Source organism: Nonomuraea sp. NPDC001636 (genome assembly GCF_040298265.1).
GTDB lineage: Bacteria > Actinomycetota > Actinomycetes > Streptosporangiales > Streptosporangiaceae > Nonomuraea.
Genome location: NZ_JBEOZT010000038.1, coordinates 1 through 20,738 on the forward strand (window position 1 = coordinate 1; position 20,738 = coordinate 20,738).

22 protein-coding genes and 1 pseudogene are annotated in these 20,738 nt (G+C 72.5%); 6 read left to right on the forward strand and 17 right to left on the reverse strand.

The window, feature by feature from the left end:
- On the forward strand, nt 1–488 hold a 488-nt coding region (locus tag ABT158_RS44905), incomplete at its 5' end, for a proprotein convertase P-domain-containing protein (RefSeq protein ID WP_352364488.1).
- A 108-nt stretch (nt 489–596) separates the two neighbouring features.
- Here the strand turns inward: ABT158_RS44905 and ABT158_RS44910 are convergent.
- The gene (locus ABT158_RS44910; RefSeq protein ID WP_352364490.1) at nt 597–1,406 is read right to left on the reverse strand and encodes a nuclear transport factor 2 family protein; all 810 of its coding nucleotides are present in this window, start codon (nt 1,404–1,406) and stop codon (nt 597–599) included.
- A 150-nt stretch (nt 1,407–1,556) separates the two neighbouring features.
- Here ABT158_RS44910 and ABT158_RS44915 point away from each other — a divergent pair, with 150 nt between their 5' ends.
- The gene (locus tag ABT158_RS44915) at nt 1,557–2,120 is read left to right on the forward strand and encodes a TetR/AcrR family transcriptional regulator (RefSeq protein WP_352364492.1); all 564 of its coding nucleotides are present in this window, start codon (nt 1,557–1,559) and stop codon (nt 2,118–2,120) included.
- Between the two features lie 16 nt (nt 2,121–2,136).
- On the opposite strand, the gene ABT158_RS44920 is transcribed toward ABT158_RS44915, so the two are convergent.
- From ABT158_RS44920 to ABT158_RS44940, 5 genes are all read right to left on the reverse strand, one after another.
- The gene (locus ABT158_RS44920; protein ID WP_352364494.1) at nt 2,137–2,670 is read right to left on the reverse strand and encodes a DUF2165 family protein; all 534 of its coding nucleotides are present in this window, start codon (nt 2,668–2,670) and stop codon (nt 2,137–2,139) included.
- A 263-nt stretch (nt 2,671–2,933) separates the two neighbouring features.
- Nucleotides 2,934–3,395 (reverse strand): nucleoside deaminase, encoded by a 462-nt coding sequence (locus ABT158_RS44925; protein ID WP_352364496.1) that lies wholly within the window; start codon nt 3,393–3,395, stop codon nt 2,934–2,936.
- A 125-nt stretch (nt 3,396–3,520) separates the two neighbouring features.
- Nucleotides 3,521–4,456: an NADP-dependent oxidoreductase gene (locus ABT158_RS44930; protein ID WP_352364498.1), complete on the reverse strand. Its 936-nt coding sequence runs from the start codon at nt 4,454–4,456 to the stop codon at nt 3,521–3,523.
- A 96-nt stretch (nt 4,457–4,552) separates the two neighbouring features.
- Entirely contained in the window at nt 4,553–5,152 is a 600-nt protein-coding gene (locus tag ABT158_RS44935) for a TetR/AcrR family transcriptional regulator (protein WP_352364499.1), read from the reverse strand.
- Nucleotides 5,152–6,162: an aldo/keto reductase gene (locus ABT158_RS44940; protein ID WP_352364501.1), complete on the reverse strand. Its 1,011-nt coding sequence runs from the start codon at nt 6,160–6,162 to the stop codon at nt 5,152–5,154. Before ABT158_RS44940 ends, ABT158_RS44935 begins: the two co-directional genes overlap by 1 nt.
- 177 nt (nt 6,163–6,339) lie before the next feature.
- On the opposite strand from ABT158_RS44940, the pseudogene ABT158_RS44945 reads away from it, so the two are divergent.
- A pseudogene (locus ABT158_RS44945) lies at nt 6,340–6,705 on the forward strand (serine hydrolase); the annotation flags it as partial.
- Between the two features lie 162 nt (nt 6,706–6,867).
- Here the strand turns inward: ABT158_RS44945 and ABT158_RS44950 are convergent.
- The 3 genes from ABT158_RS44950 to ABT158_RS44960 all read right to left on the reverse strand — a co-directional run bounded on the left by ABT158_RS44950 (nt 6,868) and on the right by ABT158_RS44960 (nt 8,826).
- Nucleotides 6,868–7,230 (reverse strand): nuclear transport factor 2 family protein, encoded by a 363-nt coding sequence (locus tag ABT158_RS44950; RefSeq protein WP_352364503.1) that lies wholly within the window; start codon nt 7,228–7,230, stop codon nt 6,868–6,870.
- A gap of 130 nt (nt 7,231–7,360) precedes the next feature.
- Entirely contained in the window at nt 7,361–8,293 is a 933-nt protein-coding gene (locus ABT158_RS44955; protein WP_352364505.1) for a CU044_5270 family protein, read from the reverse strand.
- Entirely contained in the window at nt 8,293–8,826 is a 534-nt protein-coding gene (locus tag ABT158_RS44960) for an RNA polymerase sigma factor (protein WP_352364507.1), read from the reverse strand. The genes ABT158_RS44955 and ABT158_RS44960 overlap by 1 nt, the downstream gene beginning before the upstream one ends.
- A gap of 116 nt (nt 8,827–8,942) precedes the next feature.
- Here ABT158_RS44960 and ABT158_RS44965 point away from each other — a divergent pair, with 116 nt between their 5' ends.
- Complete coding sequence (locus ABT158_RS44965) at nt 8,943–10,337, forward strand: carboxylesterase/lipase family protein (RefSeq protein ID WP_352364509.1); 1,395 nt, start codon at nt 8,943–8,945, stop codon at nt 10,335–10,337.
- On the opposite strand, the gene ABT158_RS44970 is transcribed toward ABT158_RS44965, so the two are convergent.
- Nucleotides 10,309–11,430 carry a PucR family transcriptional regulator gene (locus ABT158_RS44970; protein WP_352364511.1) on the reverse strand — a complete coding sequence of 374 codons (1,122 nt, stop codon included), beginning with the start codon at nt 11,428–11,430 and terminating at the stop codon, nt 10,309–10,311. The two genes, ABT158_RS44965 and ABT158_RS44970, sit on opposite strands and share 29 nt — an antisense overlap.
- 114 nt (nt 11,431–11,544) lie before the next feature.
- Here ABT158_RS44970 and ABT158_RS44975 point away from each other — a divergent pair, with 114 nt between their 5' ends.
- Nucleotides 11,545–12,345, forward strand: coding sequence for an alpha/beta hydrolase family protein (locus ABT158_RS44975; RefSeq protein WP_352364513.1), 801 nt, complete (start codon nt 11,545–11,547; stop codon nt 12,343–12,345).
- 65 nt (nt 12,346–12,410) lie between these two features.
- On the forward strand, nt 12,411–13,067 hold the full coding sequence (locus ABT158_RS44980; protein ID WP_352364515.1) for a TetR/AcrR family transcriptional regulator: 657 nt from the start codon (nt 12,411–12,413) through the stop codon (nt 13,065–13,067).
- Between the two features lie 18 nt (nt 13,068–13,085).
- Here ABT158_RS44980 and ABT158_RS44985 read toward each other — a convergent pair whose 3' ends face one another.
- From ABT158_RS44985 to ABT158_RS45015, 7 genes are all read right to left on the reverse strand, one after another.
- Entirely contained in the window at nt 13,086–13,892 is an 807-nt protein-coding gene (locus ABT158_RS44985) for a carbohydrate ABC transporter permease (protein ID WP_352364517.1), read from the reverse strand.
- Nucleotides 13,889–14,746, reverse strand: a complete 858-nt coding sequence (locus ABT158_RS44990; RefSeq protein ID WP_352364519.1) for a carbohydrate ABC transporter permease — start codon at nt 14,744–14,746, stop codon at nt 13,889–13,891. Before ABT158_RS44990 ends, ABT158_RS44985 begins: the two co-directional genes overlap by 4 nt.
- Entirely contained in the window at nt 14,743–15,981 is a 1,239-nt protein-coding gene (locus tag ABT158_RS44995; protein ID WP_352364521.1) for an ABC transporter substrate-binding protein, read from the reverse strand. The genes ABT158_RS44990 and ABT158_RS44995 overlap by 4 nt, the downstream gene beginning before the upstream one ends.
- Nucleotides 15,975–17,201, reverse strand: a complete 1,227-nt coding sequence (locus ABT158_RS45000; protein WP_352364523.1) for a beta-N-acetylglucosaminidase domain-containing protein — start codon at nt 17,199–17,201, stop codon at nt 15,975–15,977. The genes ABT158_RS44995 and ABT158_RS45000 overlap by 7 nt, the downstream gene beginning before the upstream one ends.
- 77 nt (nt 17,202–17,278) lie before the next feature.
- Complete coding sequence (locus ABT158_RS45005) at nt 17,279–18,283, reverse strand: N-acetylglucosamine kinase (RefSeq protein WP_352364525.1); 1,005 nt, start codon at nt 18,281–18,283, stop codon at nt 17,279–17,281.
- Nucleotides 18,280–19,503, reverse strand: coding sequence for a 6-phospho-beta-glucosidase (locus ABT158_RS45010; RefSeq protein WP_352364527.1), 1,224 nt, complete (start codon nt 19,501–19,503; stop codon nt 18,280–18,282). Before ABT158_RS45010 ends, ABT158_RS45005 begins: the two co-directional genes overlap by 4 nt.
- Nucleotides 19,500–20,735 carry an ROK family transcriptional regulator gene (locus ABT158_RS45015; protein WP_352364529.1) on the reverse strand — a complete coding sequence of 412 codons (1,236 nt, stop codon included), beginning with the start codon at nt 20,733–20,735 and terminating at the stop codon, nt 19,500–19,502. Before ABT158_RS45015 ends, ABT158_RS45010 begins: the two co-directional genes overlap by 4 nt.
- Nucleotides 20,736–20,738 lie beyond the last annotated feature (3 nt).

Genomic DNA, 20,738 nt, shown 5'->3' on the forward strand with positions numbered 1-20,738 from the left:
CCTCGGTGACCTCCGGCAACTCCTCCACCCTCACCCTGTCCGTCGGCGCCTCCACGGCCCAGGGCACCTACCCGATCACCATCACGGGCACCGGCACCGGCTCGACCACGCACACCGCGACCTACACCCTCACGGTGGGCACCTCGGGCGGCCGGACGTTCACCAACAACACCGATTACCAGATCAGGGACTACACCACGACCCAGAGCTCGATCACGTCGAACGCGACGGGCACCGCGGTCTCCCCGGTGAAGTTGTCCATCACGATCAGCCACACCTGCGCCGAGGACCTGAACATCCGGCTCCGCGGCCCGAACGGCACCTTCTACCTGGTCGACCCCTACGGTGGCACGAGCTGCACGCAGTACGGCACCAGGACCTTCTCGGTCCCGGTCACCCAGCAGGCCGCCGGCACCTGGACGCTCGACATCAGGGACGTCTACGCCGGTGACACCGGTTTCCTGGACACCTGGAGCATCACGCTCTGAGCGTCGGAGATCAGGGGTAGCGAGCCCCGGCCGGTTCTCCGGCCGGGGCTCCTTCACGTCGTCCCGTGACGCGCGCCGGGCTCCGGGCTCGTCCGGGCGGGCCGCCGTTCAGGCGTCCCCGCCCAGGGCGGCCGCGGCTGCCGGGAGGTTGACGTAGTCGCGCAGACGGGTGATCCGCCCATCGCGAACGGTGAGGACGAGCAGGTTGGGCAGTGCGAACTCGCCGGTGGCCGCGCTGGTCCCGAGGGCTTCCTGCTCGACGACGATCGTTCCCGGATCGCCGGTGTCATGGATGGCGAGGGTGCGGTAGCGCTCGTACGTCAGCGGGTGGTCGCGCCAGCCCGCGGTGATCCAGTTCACGATCTCGTCCCGGCCCGCGAGCCGCGACGGCAGACCCGGGCCGGTGAACGGGAACTCGTGGACCGCGTCGGGGGCGTAAAGGCGCCGCAGGTCTTCGGGGGACCGCATGAGGGCGGCTCGGCGCCAGCGCTCCAGCACCGCGCGCGGACCGGCTTCCCGCTCGTCGAGCGCCGCCCGCCCGGCGGTCACCCTGCGGCGGCTGATCCGCCAGCCGTCGGCCTGGCGGATCAGGACGTCGTCGTAGACGACGCTGCCGGCCGTTCCGTCGGCCTTGACGCCGATCCCCTTGGACCGGACGCGGGCCGAACGACCGTCGATCGGCATGATCAGGATGTTGGTGACGTGATGGCCGACCGGGTTGGCGTCGCCCGCCGCGAGCGCGGCCGCGCGGATGGCGGCGATCCCGTGCAAGGAGCCGAGGCCGAAGTCGTCCAGGTCGTAGACGACGTCCGGGGTGAACAGCTCGTCGGCCCGGTCCAGCTCGCCGGCGTCGGTGAGGTGGCCGTGGAGATGGATCACGTCGGTGATGTCGGTTCTGTCTTGTTCGGTCAGCGCCATGAGGGCGGCCTCCATGCTCCGGGTGAGCCGCGCCAGTAAGGTGAGGCATAGTCCGGTTATGTCGGCACGGTAGCGGACTGTGTCCCCGGTAAGCAAGGATGGGTGACGGTGACGGCAGGCCACGATCCACGATCCCGCGAGGGGCGTCCGATGCGCGCGGACGCCCGGCGCAACTACGAGCAGCTGGTCGAGCAGGCGAGAATCGCGTTCGCCGAGTCCGGCGTCGAGGCCTCCCTCGATGAGATCGCCCGGCGGGCAGGCGTGGCCAGCGGGACGCTCTATCGGCATTTCCCCACCCGGCTGGATCTCATCGAGGCGGTGCTCGCCGGGCAGATGGCCGACCTGGTCGACCTCGGCCACCGCCTGCTGGCGGCCGAGGACGCGTTCGACGCGCTGTCCGCGTGGTTGCGTGCCGCGCTCGCGCACGGCCTGACCTATCGAGGTCTGTCGGCGGCCGTGATGAACGCGGCGCTCGATCGCGAGACCGGCCCGGTGGCGAACTGGCATGCGCAGATGTTCGAGGTGGGAGCCGCGTTGCTGGCCCGGGCGCGGCGGTCAGGCGTGATCGCCGCCGAGGCGGACGACGCGGACGTGCTGAGGATGGTCGGCGCGATCGCCTGGGCCGCCCAGGACACCCCCGACAGCCCGGCTCGCGCCGACCGCCTGCTCACCCTCCTGCTGAACGGACTCCGTCACGGCGACGTCCGGCCATGACGGGACCGGCGCCCGGTCAGGCGTTCTCGCGGGCGTCGTTGCGCAGGCTGAGGAAGACCAGCACGATCCCGATGTACGTGCACAGCCGCACCGCGTCGGGGATGCCGTTCCAGGTGCCGTTCATCCACATGCCGAACCACTCGCCGCCGATGGCCTGGAAGCCGAAGAACCACAGCAGCAGGGCGACCGTGCAGCCGACGACGCCCCAGCGCTTGGACCGATGGTAGGCGGCGTCGTCGCGGCCGACGGCCCTGACCTGCTGCCAGGCCGACACGAGACAGGTCACCATGATGACCGCCTCGGTGAGGATGACGCCGACGTAGGCGACGTGATGCGCCCACGTCCAGGGGATGGCGCGGTAGTTGATCTGGCTGACCGCGGCGAGCTCGGGCTTCTGCGCGTCCATGGCCAGCACGTGCCGGACGAACTCGAAGTTCGTGCCGTAGTCGGTGAGGTTGCCGAACACGACGAGCAGCGCGAAGCCGCCGACGGTGAAGGTGAGCAGCGCCTTCGCCAGGCGAAGAGCGACGATGGTGTCGAAGCGGGCCAAGGTTCTTTCCTTTGACATCTCTGAAAATCGAATGAGCACACGAGCCCAGAGGAGGTGTCCTGCAAAGGGGAAAGATCCACGGGGCCCGCTCGCCCGGCGTGGAGGAACTCGCCGGGCCGCTCCACTGGCTCCGTCACTGGTGGTGACGTCGCGGGCCCCTCAGCCTGAGGTGGAACAACGTGACTTATAGTAGCCGACTCCGCAAAGCACGCATAAAAGGCGGGGCGCTCGCGCCGAACGGCGCAACGGGTCCCGGACGCGGCTCACCGGCCGCCGATGTCGTCGCTCCACAGCCGGGGCGAGCGCCGCTGGAACTCCGACATCAGCGCGATGCACCGCTCGTCGGCCCGCACCTCGACGTCGACGCCGTGTCCGCGCAGGAAGCCGACGTCCCCCGCGTAGGTCACCCGTTCGGCGATGACCACCCGCGGGATCCGGAACAGGATGATCGCTCCGCTGCACATCGGGCACGGCGACAACGTCGTGTACAGCGTCGTGCCGGCGTAGGAGGATCGCGATCCCGCGTCGCGCAGGCAGGCCATCTCGCCGTGCGCCGTCGGATCACCTCGCTGGACGCGCTCGTTGTGACCCGCCCCGAGCAGGGCGGCGGGGGTGGCGAGCACCGCGCCGACGGGGATCCCGCCCTGATCGAACCCCGTCTGAGCCTGCTCGATCGCGATCTGCATCATGGCGTCGTCGTTCGGCCATGGCGGCCTGTCCTTCATGACGTGCCCTCCCAGCGAAGGTGATGGTCCGGTCTGCTGGAAGGTGTCATCCCCGTCCACGGTCTTGGAGAAGGCTGGGCGCAGGAAAACAACGGCAGCGGGCGGGGATCGCGCGGATACCGAGGTCAGCCGAACCGCAGGACGAACCGCCCGCGAACGCCGCGCCGGTCGAGCGAGCGATGCGCGTCGGCGGCCCGGGAGGCCGGCAGTTCGCCGGCCACGCGGACGGTGAGCCGTCCCTCACCGGCGAGTTCGGCGAGCCGGTCGAGCTCGGCCGCGGCCTCGGCGTAGTCGCGGACGAAGATCGGGACGACGCGGACCCGGCCGGTCCCGTCGCCCCGGTAACCGCGGACGGTGACGACGGCGCCGCCGTCCTTGACGGCAGGGAGCGCCGCGGCCTCCAGCACGGCGGCGTCGACGAGCCCGTCCACCCCGCCCGGGTGATGGCGGCGGACCATCGCGGCGAAGTCGTCCCCCCGCGGCACGACTTCGTCGGCCCCGCACTCGCGCACGAAGGTCTCGTCCTGCGGGGCGGCGTCGGCGACGACGACCAGCCCGGCCTGCTTGGCGAGCTGGACGACGTACCCGCCGACGGTGCCGGCCGCGCCGGTGACGGCGACCGTCGCGCCGGCCGGGAGCGCCAGCGTGTCGAGGGCGAGCCGGGCGGTGAGCCCGTTCATCGGGACGGTGGCGGCCTGAACGTCCGAGAGCCCGGCCGGGATCTTCGCGACCGAGCGTGCCGGCACGACGAGGTCCGCCCGGTAGCCGCCGTGCGCACCTGAGGGCACCACGACGGCCATGACGGCGTCCCCGATCGTGAACGGGCGGTCGACGGCGGGGCCGATCTCGGTGATCACGCCGGCCACCTCCATGCCCGGCACCCGCACCGCGTCCGCCTCGTCCTGCCGCGGACGAGAACGGATCATCGCGTCGGCCGGGTTCACCGTGGCACTGCTCACCCGGATCCTGACCTGACCGGGGCCGATCGGCTCGGCCACCAGGTCGAGCTCTCCGAGGGCGTCCGGTCCGCCTGGCCGCGTCACTCCGATTGCTTGGACCATGGTCGTTCGTCCTCCTTGTTCGTTGCCGCCTGGGTGGCGGCGGGCGGGGCCGGGCGCGCCGCTGACGAGTCGCGGCGTGTGGCCGGCCCGGTTCGGCTACGGCGATGTGGGGGCGTGAAGGCCCTCGAGCAGCAGGCTGCACACGTCGTCGAGTTCGGCGCCGATGCCGGGGTCCTGCCATTCGGCCGCGTGGGCGAGGTGGTGGAACTTGGCGGTGGCGTTGAAGACCACGTGGGCGGTGGCCTGCGCGTCGTCGGTGCGGAGGCTGCCGTCGGCGGCGCCGTCGGCGATGATGGCCGTCAGCTGGCCCAAGAGGTCGGCGACGTGGTCGGTGGCCACGCTGCTGTGCGCGGCCGCGAGGATTCCGTAGGCGGCGAACAGCTCCGGGTCCTCGCGAATCTTGGCCTGCTTCACGGCCAGCACGGCGTGCAGCCAGGCACGCAGCCGCCGCGCCGGCGGGACCGCGCCGTCGGCGGCGATGACGGCGAGGGCGTCGCGGTTGCGGTCGAGCCAGCGCCGGGTCACGGCCTCGCGCAGCGCCTGCTTGGAGGGGAAGTGCTTGTAGACGGCGGCGTGGCTGACCCCGAGTGCCCGGGCGACGTCGACGACCGTGGCCTTGTCCGGTCCGTGGCGGCGCAGGATGTCCTCGGTGGCCGCCAGGATGGCGTTCGCGTCCAGCGGGGTTCGGGCGGGCATCAGCGCCCGCCGCCCGTCCGCTCGCTGTCCAGCAGTGCGAGCAGTGCGGGGGCGTAGCGTTCTCCCGCGACCGCCCCTCGGGGGACGGCCTGCTCGATCGCGTCCAGGTCGTCCTCGGTCAGCCGCAGGCCGGCGGCGTCCACCGCCTCGGTGACGCTGCGCGGCCTGCTGGCCCCGACCAGCGCGACGACGTCCTGGTGCGCGCGACCCTGCGCCAGCACCCACGCGATCGCGAGTTGCGCGACCGTGACGCCGCGGGAGGCGGCGATCTCCCGCAGCCGCTCGACCAGCGCGAGGTTGGCCTCGATGTTGCCGGCGGCGAAGCGGGGCAGGTGCCCGCGATGCCGTGCGTCGCCGGCCGACGGCCGCCACGTCCCGCTCAGCAGTCCTTGGGCGAGCACCCCGTAGGCGGTGACGCCGATGCCCAGCTCGCGGCAGGTGGGCAGGATCTCGTCCTCGACGCCGCGGCTGAACAGCGAGTACTCGATCTGGACGTCGGTGATCGGGTGCACGGCGTGGGCGCGGCGGATCGTCTCGGCGCCGACCTCGGACAGCCCGATGCCGCGCACGTAGCCCTTCCGCACCATCTCGGCGACGGCGCCGACGGTCTCCTCGATCGGGACGGCGGGGTCCAGCCTGGCCGGGCGGTAGATGTCCACGTAGTCGGTGCCCAGCCGCTGCAGCGAGTAGCCCAGGTAGTTCGGGATCGCGTCCGGCCGGCCGTTGACGCCGCGCACGCTGGCGTCCACACCGAACAACGCGCCGAACTTGACGCTCACCACGGCGTGGTCGCGATCGGCGGCTCGCAGCGCCTGCCCGATGAGCGTCTCGTTGTGGCCCATCCCGTAGTGGTCGGCCGTGTCGATGAACGTGATCCCGGCGTCGAGCGCGTGGCGAAGCGTCGCGATGCTCTGGTCGTCGGCGCGGCGTCCGTACGTGCCGGACATGCCCGCACAACCGAGCCCGACCGCCCCCACACAGACGTCGGCGCCCAATGTTCTCTGCTCCATACGAGAAACGCTAAGCGGGCTGGTAACAGATGTCAAAATCTGTAACTTGATCCCTTGGCAGGTCCAGGGGGTGGCAGCCTCTTCAAATCGGCCCTCCGTCGGCCTGCCCCGGTAGACAAATCGGGTATGCGGGTCTGTTTGGGATATGTCTCCGCCGCCATGCTGGTCAGCGTCAGAATGTTGCATTCACCGCCGGCGTGGCGGACCTGGAGACGCGTGCCAAGGTGCCCGCCGACGGGACGGTACGCATCGGCGGCCGCACCTGGCGACCACCCGAACGGCTACCACGCCGACAAGAGCGGAAAGCTGGTGAAGTTCACCGAGATGGACCCCTCCTGGGGCTGGACGTCCGGCAACCTCGTCAGCACCCCGAGCGACGTCACCCGTTTCCTCGGCGCGCTGCTGGGCGGCGACCTGCTCAAGCCGGCCCAGCTGAAGAAGATGAAGCAGACCGTCGAGTCGCCGGCGCTCCCGTCCGCCTGGGGGTACGGGCTCGGCCTGATGAAGATCAAGCTGAGCTGCGGCGGCCACGCGTGGGGCCACGGCGGCGACATCCGGGGCCGCGCCCGGCTTCGGGCTCGTTCGTGTGGACGAGCCCGGAGCCGGACGGCTCGCCTCCGGGTCGTGGCACGTCGTCCGGCGACCATCCGGCCGGCCGGTCGCCGGACAACGTGCCAGCTGTGTCAAGACGACGTGCCGGTTGTGTCAATCGGTCGTGCCGGCGTGCACGGCGATGATTCGCCAGCCGTGCGTCTCGTCGTACAGCCAAGTACGGGTGTAGCGCATCCTGGCCGCGAACGGCGCACCGGAGACGGTCCCTTCGAGGGTGCCGAGAAACCACGTCACCCCGGTGCGCCCATCGGCGAGCACGGTCAACTCCTCCTCGGCCACCTTCGTCAGCACCTGCGTCCGAGTGCGGTGCAGCTCCAGGTCGTCCGCCTTGGTCGCGACGTTCGCACCGAAGGTGAAGATCAGCCGATCATCCAGCAGCCGATCCAGCGCCTCGACATCTCCGGCGAGCTGCGCGGCCTGGAGCCGGCGCTCGGCGTCCCGCAATTCCTCCATCATGATCCCACCCTCCCAGCCGGCGCCGTTTCCGCGCCAGGACGTTCACGCTCGGCTGATCCTCGCAGCCCGGTCCAGGGGGCACGGGGCATGGCGTCGCGAGCGGACCCGGGGGGTCCTGCTGCTGCGTCGCTCACGAGAAGGTCGACTGCTTCGGGGCCGGGTCGTCGGTCCAGCCCAGGCGTTCGACCACGTACGCCGAGGAGCCGCCGGCCTCCTGGACGGCGAGCAGCTGCCCGCTGTCCCGGTCGATGATGATCTGCTGACGCGCGGGCGCCTGGCCGTAGGTCAGCGCGACCCCGGTACGGCCGTCGATGTCGGTGACGTCGTTCTCCACCCGCACCCCCGGCAGTCCGGCGAGCACGCGGTAGAGCGCGGCCCTGGTGGCCGGGGTGCTCTCGACGTCGAGCAGCAGCCATTTGGCCGCCCCCCACAACCACGCCTCCGGGTCCTTCTCGTCGTTGGCCGCCAGCAGCTCGGCCTTGAGCGCCCGGGGTTCGGCGGGCAGTTCCGTCACCGGCTTCCTCGTCAACTTCAGCGGGGTGAAGTAGGTCTTTCCCAACTGGCAGCCGTCGCACAGGTCGGGCGAGCCCGCGGCCTTCCACGCCTGTTCGTCGGCGGGCGTGAGCGGCTCGGCGGAGACGGGCCCGCGCTGCGTCCGGTATCCGGCCTTCCGGTCCCGGCCCGCCCACAGCACGTCCCTGACCCGCTGCTCGACGGTGTAGGTCGCGGGCTTCGTCCGCAGCACCTGCGTCATCTCCCGCCGCCACCACGCCCCGGTGCCCGGCGGCTGCGCGGCCAGCCGGCCGGCCGCCGCGTCGAGCACCGCGTCGGCCCGCGGGATCGTCGCGGTCCGGACGTCCGTCCCGCCCAGGAGGGGCACCGCCACGAAACCACCGGCCAGCACCGCGCTGACCGCCACCGCCGCGAGCGTCACCTTGGGCCAGACCGGCCGGCGCCGCCGCCGGGCGGCGCCGGTCATCCGGGCGCGGGCGGCCGTCACGGCGGCGTGGCCGGCGGGCGGCACCTGCGGCATCACCTCGTCGATGAGCTGGAATTCCTTCATCACACCTCAACTCCCAACGCGTCACGAAGTTTGGTCCTGGCCCGGCTGAGCCGGGAGGCGACGGTGCCGTAGGCGATGCCGAGCGCCGCCGCCACCTCGTCGTAGGTCAGCTCGCCGTAGGCGACGAGCAGCACCACGTCGCGCTCACCGCGCGACAGCCCGGCCAGTGCGGCCGACAGTTGCTGTACGGTCACCCGCGCCGCGACCCGGTCGACCACCCGCTGGTCGTGGTTGTCCTCCTCGGCGGGCGGCCCCGACCTGGCCAGCGCCCGGTAGCGCCGGAGCTCGGCACGCCGGTGCCGGCCGATGAGCTTGGTGGCGATGCCGTACAGCCAAGGTCTGATGCCGCCTTTGGCGGCGTCGAATCCGGCCCGCCGGCGGAAGGCGATCAGGAAGGTCTCGGCGGCGAGGTCCTCGGCGACGTCGAGGTCGAGGCGGCGGCCGATGTAGCTGCGGATCTCCTCGTAGTGGGCATCGAAGAGGGCGGAGAATCGCTCGGGATCGGCGACCGCTCCGTCGAGGAACGTGGTCATGCACGGGTCTCTCTCGCCGGGGATGTCGGACACTACTGATTGCCCGGTCGCCGCCCACCCTTCCACGCGAGTTTCGGCCCTCGGCTGCCGACCGATCGATCGGTAGGATCCGGCGCATGGACATCATCGCGGCCACCCGGCACGGCAAGGTGCGCGGCCGACTCCACGACGGGATCCAGGTCTTCCGGGGCATCCCCTACGCGGCGCCGCCGTTCGGCGCCCACCGCTTCCGCGTCCCCGCGCCCGTCGAGCGCTGGGACGGCGTCCGTGACGCGGCGGAGTTCGGCCCGACCGCCCCCCAACGGCCCTACCGGCCGCCGCTCGACCGGCTCATCCCCGAGCAGCAGATCCCCGGCGACGAGTGCCTCAACCTGAACGTCTGGACCCCCGGCGCGGCCGGCGGCGCGCGTCCCGTGATGGTGTGGATCCACGGCGGCTCCCTGCGCAACGGCTCCGCCGGCCTGCCCCTGTACGACGGCCACGCCTTCGCCAGGGACGGCGTCGTCCTGGTCTCGATCAACTACCGGCTCGGCGTCGAGGGCTTCGGCGTCTTCCCCGACGCGCCGGACAACCGCGGCCTGCTCGACCAGATCGCCGCGCTGGAATGGGTGCGCGACAACATCGCGGCCTTCGGCGGCGACCCCGGCAACGTCACCGTCTTCGGCGAGTCGGCGGGCGCCGTCAGCATCGGCGCGCTGCTCACCAGCCCGCGCGCCAGGGGCCTGTTCCGCCGGGCGATCATGCAGAGCGGTCCGCCGCACACCGTGACGCGGGCCGAGGCCGCGCGGACGGTGCGGCTGATGGCGGACCGGCTCAAGGTGCCGGCCACGGCCGAGGCGTTCGCCGCGATCGACCGGGAGCGGCTGCTCGACGTCCAGGCCGAGGTGGTCGGCAGCGCGGACCCGATCACCGGCGGCCCCGGCTTCCACATCGTGACCGAGCCGGACGCCGGTCCGGTCGAGGCAGACCTGCTCGTCGGCGCCAACCGGGAGGAGTACCGGCTCTGGTTCGTCCCCAGCGGAGCCGTGGACCGGGTCGGCCGGCTCATGCTCCGCCTGGCCCTGCTGAAGCTGCGCGTCCCGGGACGGGCCCTGCGGCTCTACCGGTCCGCCCGCCCCGGCGCCACGCCCGGTGAGCTGCTCGGCGAGATGGCCACCGACCTGCTGCTGCGCGCCCCGGTCAACCGCCTGGCCGACAGCGTGCAGCGGGCCCACGTCTACGAGTTCGCGTGGCGGACGAAGGTCATGGACCTGCGCGCCTGCCACGCCCTGGAGATCGGCTTCGTCTTCGACAACCTGCGGCACGCCCGCGAGCTGGCCGGCGACGAGCCGCCGCAGGACCTGGCCGACGCCATGCACCGGGCCTGGGTCGCCTTCGCCGCGACCGGCGATCCGGGCTGGCAGCCGTGGGACTCCTCCCGGCCCGTCATGGTCTTCGACTCCCCGGGCTCGGGCGTCGTGCACGCGCCGCGCGACGCCGAGCTCAGGGTCTGGTCAGCTCGCGCGCGGTGATCGCCGCCGCCAGCAGCCGCGCCTGCGCGGGTTCGGCGAGGTCGAGCCCGGTCAGCAGGCTCACCCGGCGCAGCCGGTAGTCCAGCGTGTTGCGGTGGATGTGCAGGTCGAGCGCGGTCCGGCGGCGGTTGTGGCCGCGCTCGACGAAGGCCCGCAGCGTCTCCAGCAGGTGGGGATGGCCGTCGAGCGGCGCGAGCTTGGCGGCCAGCCGGGCCAGCCCCGCGCCCGGACGGGCCAGCTGGTGTTCGAGCAGCACGTCGTCCAGGCGGTAGAGGCCGGGCGGCCGGTCGAGCCTGCGCACCAGGTCCAGCACCTCGCGGGCCTCCCGCGCCGCGTCGGGGATCGCCGCGGGCGCCGCGGCGCGGGCGGCGGCGGCCGGCACGGGGCGGCCCACGGCCTCGGCCAGCCGGCCCGGGAGCGCGTCCAGGGCGTGCCCGCCGGGCAGCAGCGCGACTCCTTCGACGTGGTCCATCAGCACCAGCGTCCCGGTGTGCGCGTCCAGCGCCGACTGCACGAGCCGGGCCGGCGGCGCGGGCTGCCCCAGGTCGAGGAGCAGCACCTCGTGCTCCTGGCCCACCTCGACCCCCGCCGCCGCGGCCAGGCCCTCGTACGGCTGGCCGCTCAGCAACGCGCCGATCAGCGCGCGGCGCGCCCGTTTGTCCTCGCTCCTGATGTCCTCCTGGGCCTGCTGGTGCGCCAGGGCGACGGCGGGCATCGCCGTGCGCAGGCAGCCGAGCAGCCGCCGGCCGGCCGCGGCCAGCTCCTCCGGCGCGGCCTCCTCGGTCAGCGCCTGCCACCAGACCTCGGCGCCGATGAGGTAGGCGGTCACCGCCGCGTCCAGCGGCAGGTGGTCCTCGGCGCGCCGCGCGGACCACTCGATGACCCGGGTCAGGTCGGCCGGGCCCATGGCGTCGGGGCGGCTGAGCGCGCGCAGCAGGATCGTCAGGACGGCCGAGACCGAGCCGGCCACCTCGCCGCGCAGGGTCTCGGGCGGCAGCTCCCGGTAGAACGGCACTTCGGCGGCGCACCGGGCGATCACCGCGGCGGTGAGCCCGCGCACTCTCGGCTGCATCCGGCTGTGCAGGTCGGACATCCCGTGATCGTCACATTGCCCAAACCGGCGCGTCAATTCTTGGCCCGAATGCGGAGAGACGGCGGCCTCCGTCGTGTCCAGGATTCGTGCAAACCCCCCAGTCAGGAGGCCGCCTTGTTCCGACGCCTGCTCACCGCCCTGCTCGTCGTGTACGCCCTCGGCACGGCTCCCGCCCACGCCGCGACCACGGACTGGGGCGCGCCCGGCCCCTACGCGACCGCCGTGGAGGTCGGCGTGGTCAACACGCTCTACTACCCGCGCGACATCGCGCGCAGCGACCGCCGCCACCCGGTGATCGTGTGGGGCAACGGCACGGGCGGCGCCCCGCTCGTCTACCGCGACCTGCTGCTGCAGTGGGCCAGCCACGGCTTCATCGTCTCGGCCGCCAACACCCCGATGTCGAACCTCGGCGTCTCCATGCGGGCCGGGATCGACGCGCTCGCCCGCCGCGACGCCGACCCGTCCAGCCCCTTCCACGGCAAGGTCGACCTGACCCGCGTCGGCGCCTCCGGGCACTCCCAGGGCGGCGCGGCGGCCATCGTCGTCGGCGCCGACGCCCGGGTGGACACCGTCCTGCCCATCCAGCCCGGCCCGCTGGCCGACATCGACGGCGTCCACGGGCCCGCCTTCCTCATGGCCGGCCAGAACGACTCCATCGTCTGGCCCTGGCTGGTCAGGTCCTTCTACGACGACGCGGACCACGTCCCGGCGATCTACGGCGAGGTGCGCGGCGCCGACCACTTCACCGTCATCGGCGACCCCGGGCCGTTCGCCGCGCCCACCACCGCCTGGTGGCGCTTCCAGCTCATGGACGACCCCGAGGCGAGGTCCTTGTTCTACGGCCCGGACTGCGGCATCTGCCTGGACCACGGCACCTGGTCGGACGTACGCCGCAACGCGCTCGTGCCGCAGTGACGGCCCCGTCGGCGTCCTGAGGTGCGAGGAGACCGGCCGGAGCGGCGTCTTGGCAGAATGAGCGCGTGACTGACGACCGATCGGCCGCTCTGGCGACCCAGCGCCGGATCGCCGCCTCCGACATCCGGCTGCCCGAGCACATCCTGCTCCAGGGCACCTCCGGCCGGATCCTGCGCGAGGCGCTGCAGCTCTTCGCCGAGCGGGGCTTCTACGGCACCTCCATCCGCGACCTCGCGGTGGCCTGCGAGATCCGCTCGGCGACGCTCTACTCCCACTACCCGACCAAGGAGAACGTCCTGGCGGAGCTGGTGCGCATCGGTCACGAGGAACACCACCGGCGGCTGACCGAGGCGGCCGCCGCGGGCCCGGCGGATCCCGCCTCGCGCCTGCGCCGGGTGGTGCGCGCCCACGTCCTGGCGCACGCGGAGTTCCCCATGCTGGCCGTCGTGGCCGACAACGAGCTGCACGCCCTGTCTCCCGAGCTGGCCGGCCCCGCGCTCATGCTGCGCGCGGCCGGCCGGCAACTGCTCATCGACATCATCGACGAGGGCATCGCCGCGGGCGTCTTCGCCGTGCCCGACGCCTTTCTCGCGGTGACCGCGATCAGCGGGATGGGGATGCGCGTGGCGAACTGGTACGACTCCGCCCTGCCGTACGAACCGTACGAAGTTGCGGACACCTACGCGGACTTCGCGTTGCGCATCACCGGGGGGAGCCCCTGACGGCGAAACGGCGCCGGGCTACTTGAGGCTGCCCGCCGTGATGCCGCTCACCACCTGACGGTTGAACACGACGTAGACCGCGATCATCGGCAGCGTGATGATCGACAGGGCCGAGAACAGCAGGCCGTAGTCGGTCACGTAGCGGCTGGAGAAGGCCAGCAGGCCGGTCGGGATCGTCTTGAGCGCGTCGTCCTGGATGTAGAGCAGGGCCAGCAGGAACTCGTTCCAGCAGGACAGCGCGGAGAACACCGCCACGGTCGCCAGCCCCGGCCGCAGCAGCGGCAGCGCGATCAGCAGGTAGACCCGCAGGTCGGAGGCGCCGTCGATGTGCGCGGCCTCGAACAGCTCCCGTGGCAGCGCGTCCAGGTAGACCTTGATCAGGTACGTGGCCAGCGGCAGGCCCATGGCCGTGTACGGGATGATCAGCGCCCATCGGGTGTCGCTCAGCGCCAGCTCGGTGAACATCGTGCTCTGGGCGATGAAGTACGACTGCAGCGGCAGCAGCAGCCCGAGCGCCAGCAGGCCCATGAACAGCCCCCGCCCGCGGAAGTCGAAGCGGCTGAACGCGAACGCCGCCGCCGACGACAGCGCCAGGATCAGCAGCACCGACACCGAGGTCACGATCACGCTGTTGAGCGCGTACCCGCCGATGCCGCCGACCTCCCACGCCTGGGCCCAGCGCCCGAAGTCCAGCGCCTCGGGCAGGGCGAACGGGTCGGCGAAGATCTGCGCGTTGGACTTGAAGCTGGAGGCGACCATCCACAGCAGCGGCAGGAAGAACGCCGCCGACACCACGGCCAGCAGCACGGTCGAGAGCCGTCTCATCGGGCCGACCTCCTGCGCAGGCGCATGAACGCCAGGCCGATGAGCACCACGGCCGCGGTCATCAGCACCGCCATGGCCGAGCCGTAGCCGACCTCGCCGTCGCGGAAGACCACCCGGGTCAGGTACGTGGTGGGGATCTCCGTCGCGTTGTACGGCCCGCCGCCCGTCATGACGTAGAATAGGTCGAACGTCTGGAAGCCGCCCGTGACGCAGAGCAGCAGGCAGACCTCGACGGCGTCCCTGATCATCGGCACCTTGATCCGGCGGAAGATGGCCGGCTCACCGGCGCCGTCGAGGCGGGCGGCCTCGACCACGTCCGACGGGATCTGGGCGAAGGCGGCGTAGAAGATCGCCATGTAGAACCCGGCGTACACCCACCCGGAGACGACGCAGACGGCCAGGAGCGCCGTGCCCTCGTCACCCAGCCAGACCTCGCCCGGCACGCCGACCAGCCCCAGCAAGGCGTTGACCAGGCCGAAGTCGGCGTTGTAGACGAACGCCCAGAGCACGGCCACGACCACCATCGGCAACATGACCGGGGTGAACAGGGCGACGCGGAACCAGGGCGCCCCGCCGCGCCGGGTGACCAGCAGCCCGGCCAGGACGAGGCCCACGGCGACCTCCAGCACGATGGTCACAACAATGTAGATGCCGACATGGACGAACGAATCCAGAAAAATCGTGTCCTGGGCTGCTCTGAGGAAATTGTCGAGGCCGACGAACTCCATCGGCCCGAAACCGGTCCACTCTGTCAGGCTGAACGCCCCGGTCGCCAGCGCGGGCACGAGCACCGCGAAGCCGAACACCAGCAGCGCCGGGGCGGCGAACAGGTACGGCGTGAGCTTGCGTCTCATCCCGCGACGGCCAGCGCTTCCTTGGGAGACTTCACCCCGCCGAGCACCGCGGCCAGCGCGCGGTAGAGCGCGTCGGCGCGCTTGAGGTCATAGCCGGTGTCCGGCGGTGAGACCACGGTCCTGGCGTCGGCCAGCAGGTCGTTGAGCCGGGTGGTGCGCGCGTCGATCTGCCCGGCGCCCGCCGCCCTGGCCTGGGGCACCGTGCCCGCCTTGACGAACGCGGCGGCGTTGGCCGGGGAGTTCAGCAGCGCCAGGAACTCGGCCGACTCCTTGACCTTCCTGCTCCTGGCGTTGATCACGTAACCGGTGACGACGCCGATGACGCTCTCCTGGTCGCCCGCGCCGCCGGTCATCGCCGGCAGGTTGACGTAGTCGAAGTCCAGCTTCGGGGCCTCGTCCAGGGCCCAGCTGACCAGCCACGCCCCGATCGGGTGCATGGCCGCCTTGCCCTGGAAGAACAGCTGTGCGCCCTCGTTGTCGTTGGCGGCGTTGGCGCTGCTGTTGACGCACTTGTGGTCGTGCAGCTGGGCCACGTAGCCGAGCGCGCGTTCCCAGGCGGGGTCGGTCATGGGGGCCTTGCCCGACAGCACGTCCTGGTAGGACTGCTCGCCGACGACCCGGGAGACCAGGTGGGACAGCCAGTTGCCGGCGGCCCACAGGTCCTTGTTGCCCGAGGCGATCGGGGTGACGCCCTTGGCGTTGAGCGTGTCGCAGGCCGCGAGCAGCTCCTCGAACGTCTTGGGCGGCTGCACGCCGGCGTCGGCCAGGATCTTGGTGTTGTACCAGAGGACGTTGGTGACATCGGCCGCGAACGGCACCATGACCGTCTTGCCGTCGACCGTGGTGCGCTTGTACGCCTCGTCCGGGATGAGGCCCTTGAGGGGACCTGTGGTGACTTGGGAGGAGATGTCGGCGGCGAAGCCGTCCTTGACCCGGGTGCGCAGGCGGTCGCCCGCCCACTCGAAGTAGACGTCGGGCGCCTGCCGGCCGTTGAGCAGGTTCTGCAGGCCGATGGTCTGGTAGAGGTCGTCCTCCTGGAAGTTGAGCTCGACCTTGGCGCCCGGGTGTGCCTTCTCGTACTGGGCCGCGACGTCCTTCCACACCTTGATCTGCTCCTCGCCGGGGGAGCTCATCGCGATCCGTAACACATTGTCGGTGGCCGCGCTCTGCCCGCCGCCACCGCAGGCCGACACCAGCAGCATCAGGGCGAGCGCCCCGGCCGTCCTGTTCACCATGAGAACTCCTCAAGACAGTCGCCGAACACCCGCTTGGGTGCGGGGCGACGGGGGTGCGGTCGTACGTTTCGACGAGCGGTGGCCAGCAGCGCCAGCGCGCCCCGCTCGAACTCCTCCAGCCAGGGCCGGGCCTCGGCCACCAGCGCGCCGCGCCGCACCGGCCCGCGCAGCAGGTGCCCGGCCGCGGCCAGCAGCTCCTCCGCGTGCGCGGCCAGCAGCCGGTCGGCCGCCGCGGCGTCGCCGGACCCGCGCTCGAACGCCCACTGCTCCAGCACCCCCGTGAGCCTGGGCGCGTCGTGCGGCTCCAGGCAGGAGCCGCGCACGTTGTCGGCGAAGAGCCGGTAGGCGGCCAGATCCGCGCCGTCCCCGACGACGTCGGCCAGGGCCCGCTCCCAGCTCTCCTCCGGGTCGTAGCCCTCAGGGTCGCGCAGGTAGTCGGCGACCGTGGCGAAGGCGATCTTCGACGACTCGTAGAGCTCCATGCCGTTGGCCACGACACCGGTGGCGAACCGGTACAGGTGCCGGTCCCTGCCCCGGTACGGGCCGATGTGCAGCTCGTGGCCCATCGCGACGTCGTTGACCGGGTAGTTGTCCCAGTAGAGCGGGGCCCGGTTCAGCGTGCGGGCGACGGCCGCGGCGTCGGCCAGGTCGATGGTGGCCGAGCAGATGCTCCGGCCGGTCCAGAACAGGTCGATCCGGGCGTCGATCAGGCCGAGGGCCCGGACGTACGGGTCGTCGCCGGTGCCGCAGTAGACGGTGGGGCAGACGACCAGCCGTCCGGTGCGCGCGAAGACGGCCTCGATGAGCGCGACCTGCGCGGCGGCGAGGTCGTCGAAGGCGGCGGCGTCCCGCGGGTGCCGCAGCCGCATGGGGATGTCGTCGAGCAGCAGCCCGACGCCGGCGGCCCCGGCCTCCATGGCCCGCTCGAACGCCACGCACAACGCCTGGACGTCCCCGGCGTCGGAGTACCGCAGGGACAGGCCGGGGGAGAGGCAGTAGACGACGTCCACCCCCGCCTGCCTGCCGCGCGCGGCCAGCTCGCCCAGCCCCTCCACGCCGGCCTCCCGCCACGACGGGCGGTCGGCCTTGGGGGCGTGGACGTAGGTGTTCATGCCCCGGGCGCCGAGGAAGCCGAGCAGGTCGAGCCGCTGCTCGTGACTCCATGGACGGCCGTAGAACCCTTCGATGACCCCGCGGACCGCAAAGCCTGCTGACTTCATGAAGACAGTAAAGAGTCTTTATCTCATCTAGGCAAGAGTCTTTACCAGACTTCTCGAACGGGAGGACACGGTCGTGCTCATGGGCCTGACGGCCGCCGGGTGGCGAATCCGGCTCTGAGCCGCCGCTCCACCGCCTCGGACGTCGCGCCGAGGCGGTCCAGCCCGTGCAGGGCCGACCCCACGATCGGCGGCGCGTCCAGCACCCGGACGTCCACCCCGGGCAGGCCCTTGCCGATCCGGGCCAGCAGCCGGGCGTCCCGGCCGGTCAGCACCCCGCCCCCGAGCACGACGGGCACGCTCACCCCGTCCCAGTCCAGCCGTTCGATCGCCGCGCCGGCCCAGGCGGCGACCTCATCGCCCAGGCGCTCCACCAGCGACACGGCGACGGCGTCGCCTGCTCCCGCCACCTCGAACAGCAGCGGCACCAGCTCGTGCAGCCGCTCCTCGGGCAGGTGCCCGAGGTGGAACCCCACGCACACCGACGTGACGTCCGGCAGGCCGAAGCGGGCGGCCACGGCCTGGCGCAGCAGGGTGCGCGGCCCGCGGCCGTCCTCGTCGCGCACGGCCCACCACAGCACCTCCTCGCCCAGCCATTCCCCGCCGCCCCAGTCGCCCGAGCGCCGGCCCAGCGCCGGCCACCGCGCGACCTGGCCGCCGGGGCCGCGCGCCACGCAGTTCATCCCGCCGCCGCACACCACCGCCACGCCGTACGGCACGTCCGCCCCCGCCCGCAGGATCGCGAAGGTGTCGTTGTCCACGACGACCTCGGGCGCCCACCCCCGCGCCTCGACGGCCCGCTGCAGGATCTCCTGCTCGACCGGCAGGTCGCAGTGCGCCAGGAACGCCGACACCCGCTCGGCCACGAACCCGCGGCGGCCGCTCTCCTGAGGCGGGCCCGCCTGCCGTACGGCCGCCGTCACGAGGTCGGCGAGCAGGCCGATCGCGGCGGGAAGGCGCGGCCCGTGCGGCTGGAACCCGCCGCCGCGCACCCAGGCGAGCAGCTCGCCGCCGACGCCGACCAGCGCCACGTCGGTCTTGCTGTTGCCCGCGTCGATCGCCAGGACCGCGGGCTGCCCGGTCACGAGGCCCAGACCTGGTGGGCCGCCAGCAGCCGGTCGGCCAGCCCCTGCGCCAGGTCGTACTGCCCCACCAGCGGATGGGCCAGCAGCGCCGCCTCCACGTGCGCCCGATCAGGGCAGGACGCCGCCCGCACCGCCAGCTCCTCGTACGCGCTGACGTGCGCGATCAGCCCCGCCTGCAAGGGCTCCACCGCCGGCACGGCCAGCGGCACGGCCCCGGCGGCGGTGATCCGCGCCGGCGTCTCGATCACCGCCGAGGCGGGCAGGAAGGGCAGGGTCCCCTCGTTGCGGACGTTGACCACCTGCACATCCCCCCGATCATGGAGCAGCGAGGTGAGCAGGTCGACCGCCGCCGTCGAGTAGAACGCGCCGCCCCGCTGCTCCAGCAGCTCCGGCTTGTCGTCCAGCGCCGGGTACATCGCCAGCAGCCGCCGCTCCAGCTCCAGCACCTCCTGCGCCCGCGTAGGACGCCCGCGCTGCTCGGCCACCACCTGGTCGTGGGCGTAGTAGAAGCGCAGGTAGTAGGAGGGCACGACGCCCAGAGCGGTGATCAACCCGGCGGGCAGCTCGCACTCGGCGGCCAGCTCGGCGACGTGCCGCTCGATCAGCTCCGGCAGCACGTCGACCCCGTCCACCCACGCCGAACGCTCCCACGACAAGTGATTGAGCCCGACATGTCCGAGCGTGAGCTCCGAGGGCGCGCAGCCGTGCAGCCGGGCGAACAGCCGCTGGAACCCGATGGCCACGTTGCACAGGCCGACGGCGCGATGACCGGCGTCGAGCAGGGCGCGGGTGACCAGCCCGACGGGGTTCGTGAAGTCGATCAGCCAGGCGCCGGGGGCGAGGGCGCGGACCCGTTCGGCGATGCGCAGCACTTCGGGGATCGTCCGCAGGGCTTTGGCCAGGCCGCCCGCGCCGGTGGTCTCCTGGCCGACGCAGCCGCATTCCAGTGGCCAGGTCTCGTCGCCGTGCCGCGCCCGCTGGCCGCCGACGCGTAACTGCAGCAGCACGGCGTCCGCGCCTTCGACGGCGTCGTCCAGGCCGGTGGTGAGCCGGACGCGTCCGGCCCTGCCGCGCAGCATGCGGGCGGCCAGGCCGCCGACGACGGCGAGGCGCTCCCGGTCGGGGTCCATGAGGACGAGTTCGTCCAGCTCCAGGGCGGCCAGGCCGCCGGCGAGCTCGGGGGTGTAGGTGGAGCCGCCGCCGACGACGGTGACCTTCATCGGGCCTCCGCCCCGGAACCGGCGGCCTTGGCCGCCGCGGAGACCTTGGCCGCGGCCGAGATGCGGCGGGTGGCGACCGACTCCCTGAGCAGGCGCGTGCCGTGGGCCAGGCCGCCGGTCAGCACGGGCGCGTTGCCCAGCGCCGAGACCTCGACGGCGGGCGGGTGGCGCAGCATGCCCGCCAGCGCGGCGCCGATCTCCGGCAGGATGCTCGCGCAGGCCAGCCCGATGCCGCCGCCGAGCACGACCAGCTCGACGTCGGCGACCCGGGAGATGGTGGCGATCCGCGACGCGATCCGCCGGGCCTCCTCGGCGACGATGGCCGAGGCCAGCCCGTCGCCCCGGGACGCGGCGGCGAAGATGGCCTCCGGAGTGGCGTCGAGCCGCAGCGTGGTGTCGCCGTCGCGCAGACCTGCCGCGATCCAGGCGCGGGCCCACTTCATCAGCGCGTCGCCCGAGGGGCTGTCGGGCAGTTCGTCCTCGCCGGGGGCGGGGTCGTCGACCTCGCCGGCGGCCCCCCGATGCCCTCGATGGGGCCGGTCGCCCAGGATCAGCCCGGCGCCGACGCCGGCGCCGATGGACAGGAACGCGAAGTCGGCGACCCCCCGCCCGGCGCCCAGGGCGTGCTCGCCGATGACCGCCAGGTTGACGTCGGTCTCGACCTCGGCGGGCACGCCGAGCGCGGCCTCCAGCCCGGACCGGATCGCCATGCCCTCCAGCGCGGGCCGGTTGCTCTGCCGGATGACCCCCTCCTCGGGATCCACCACGCCGGGCACCCCGGCCGCGACCAGCTCGATCCCCCCGCCGCCCGCCGGGCCGTCCTCGGGCGGGCCGCCGGGGGACAGGGTGTCGCGGACGGCCACGGCGGCGCGCAGGATCGTCGCCGGGTCGGAGTCGTCGATGCGTTCGTCGTGCCTGGCCAGCATCGTGCCGCGCAGGTCGCACAGCGCGCCGCGGACGAAGCGGGTGCCGATGTCCAGGGCCAGGACGTGGGCCAGCGTGTGGACCGGCTCGAAGTAGACGGCGCCGTAATGCATCTCGCCGGGCGGTTCGGCCTGGCGGACCAGACCGGCGGAGGCGAGGAGGTCGAGGGCGTTGGCCACCGTCGGCTTGGTCATGCCGGTGCGGCGGCTCACCTCGGCCCGTGAGATCGGCGGGTCGGCTCGAATGGCCTCCAGGACCACGGATGCGTTGATCTCGCGCAGGGTGGTGAGCGTCGCATGCTGGGACATGGC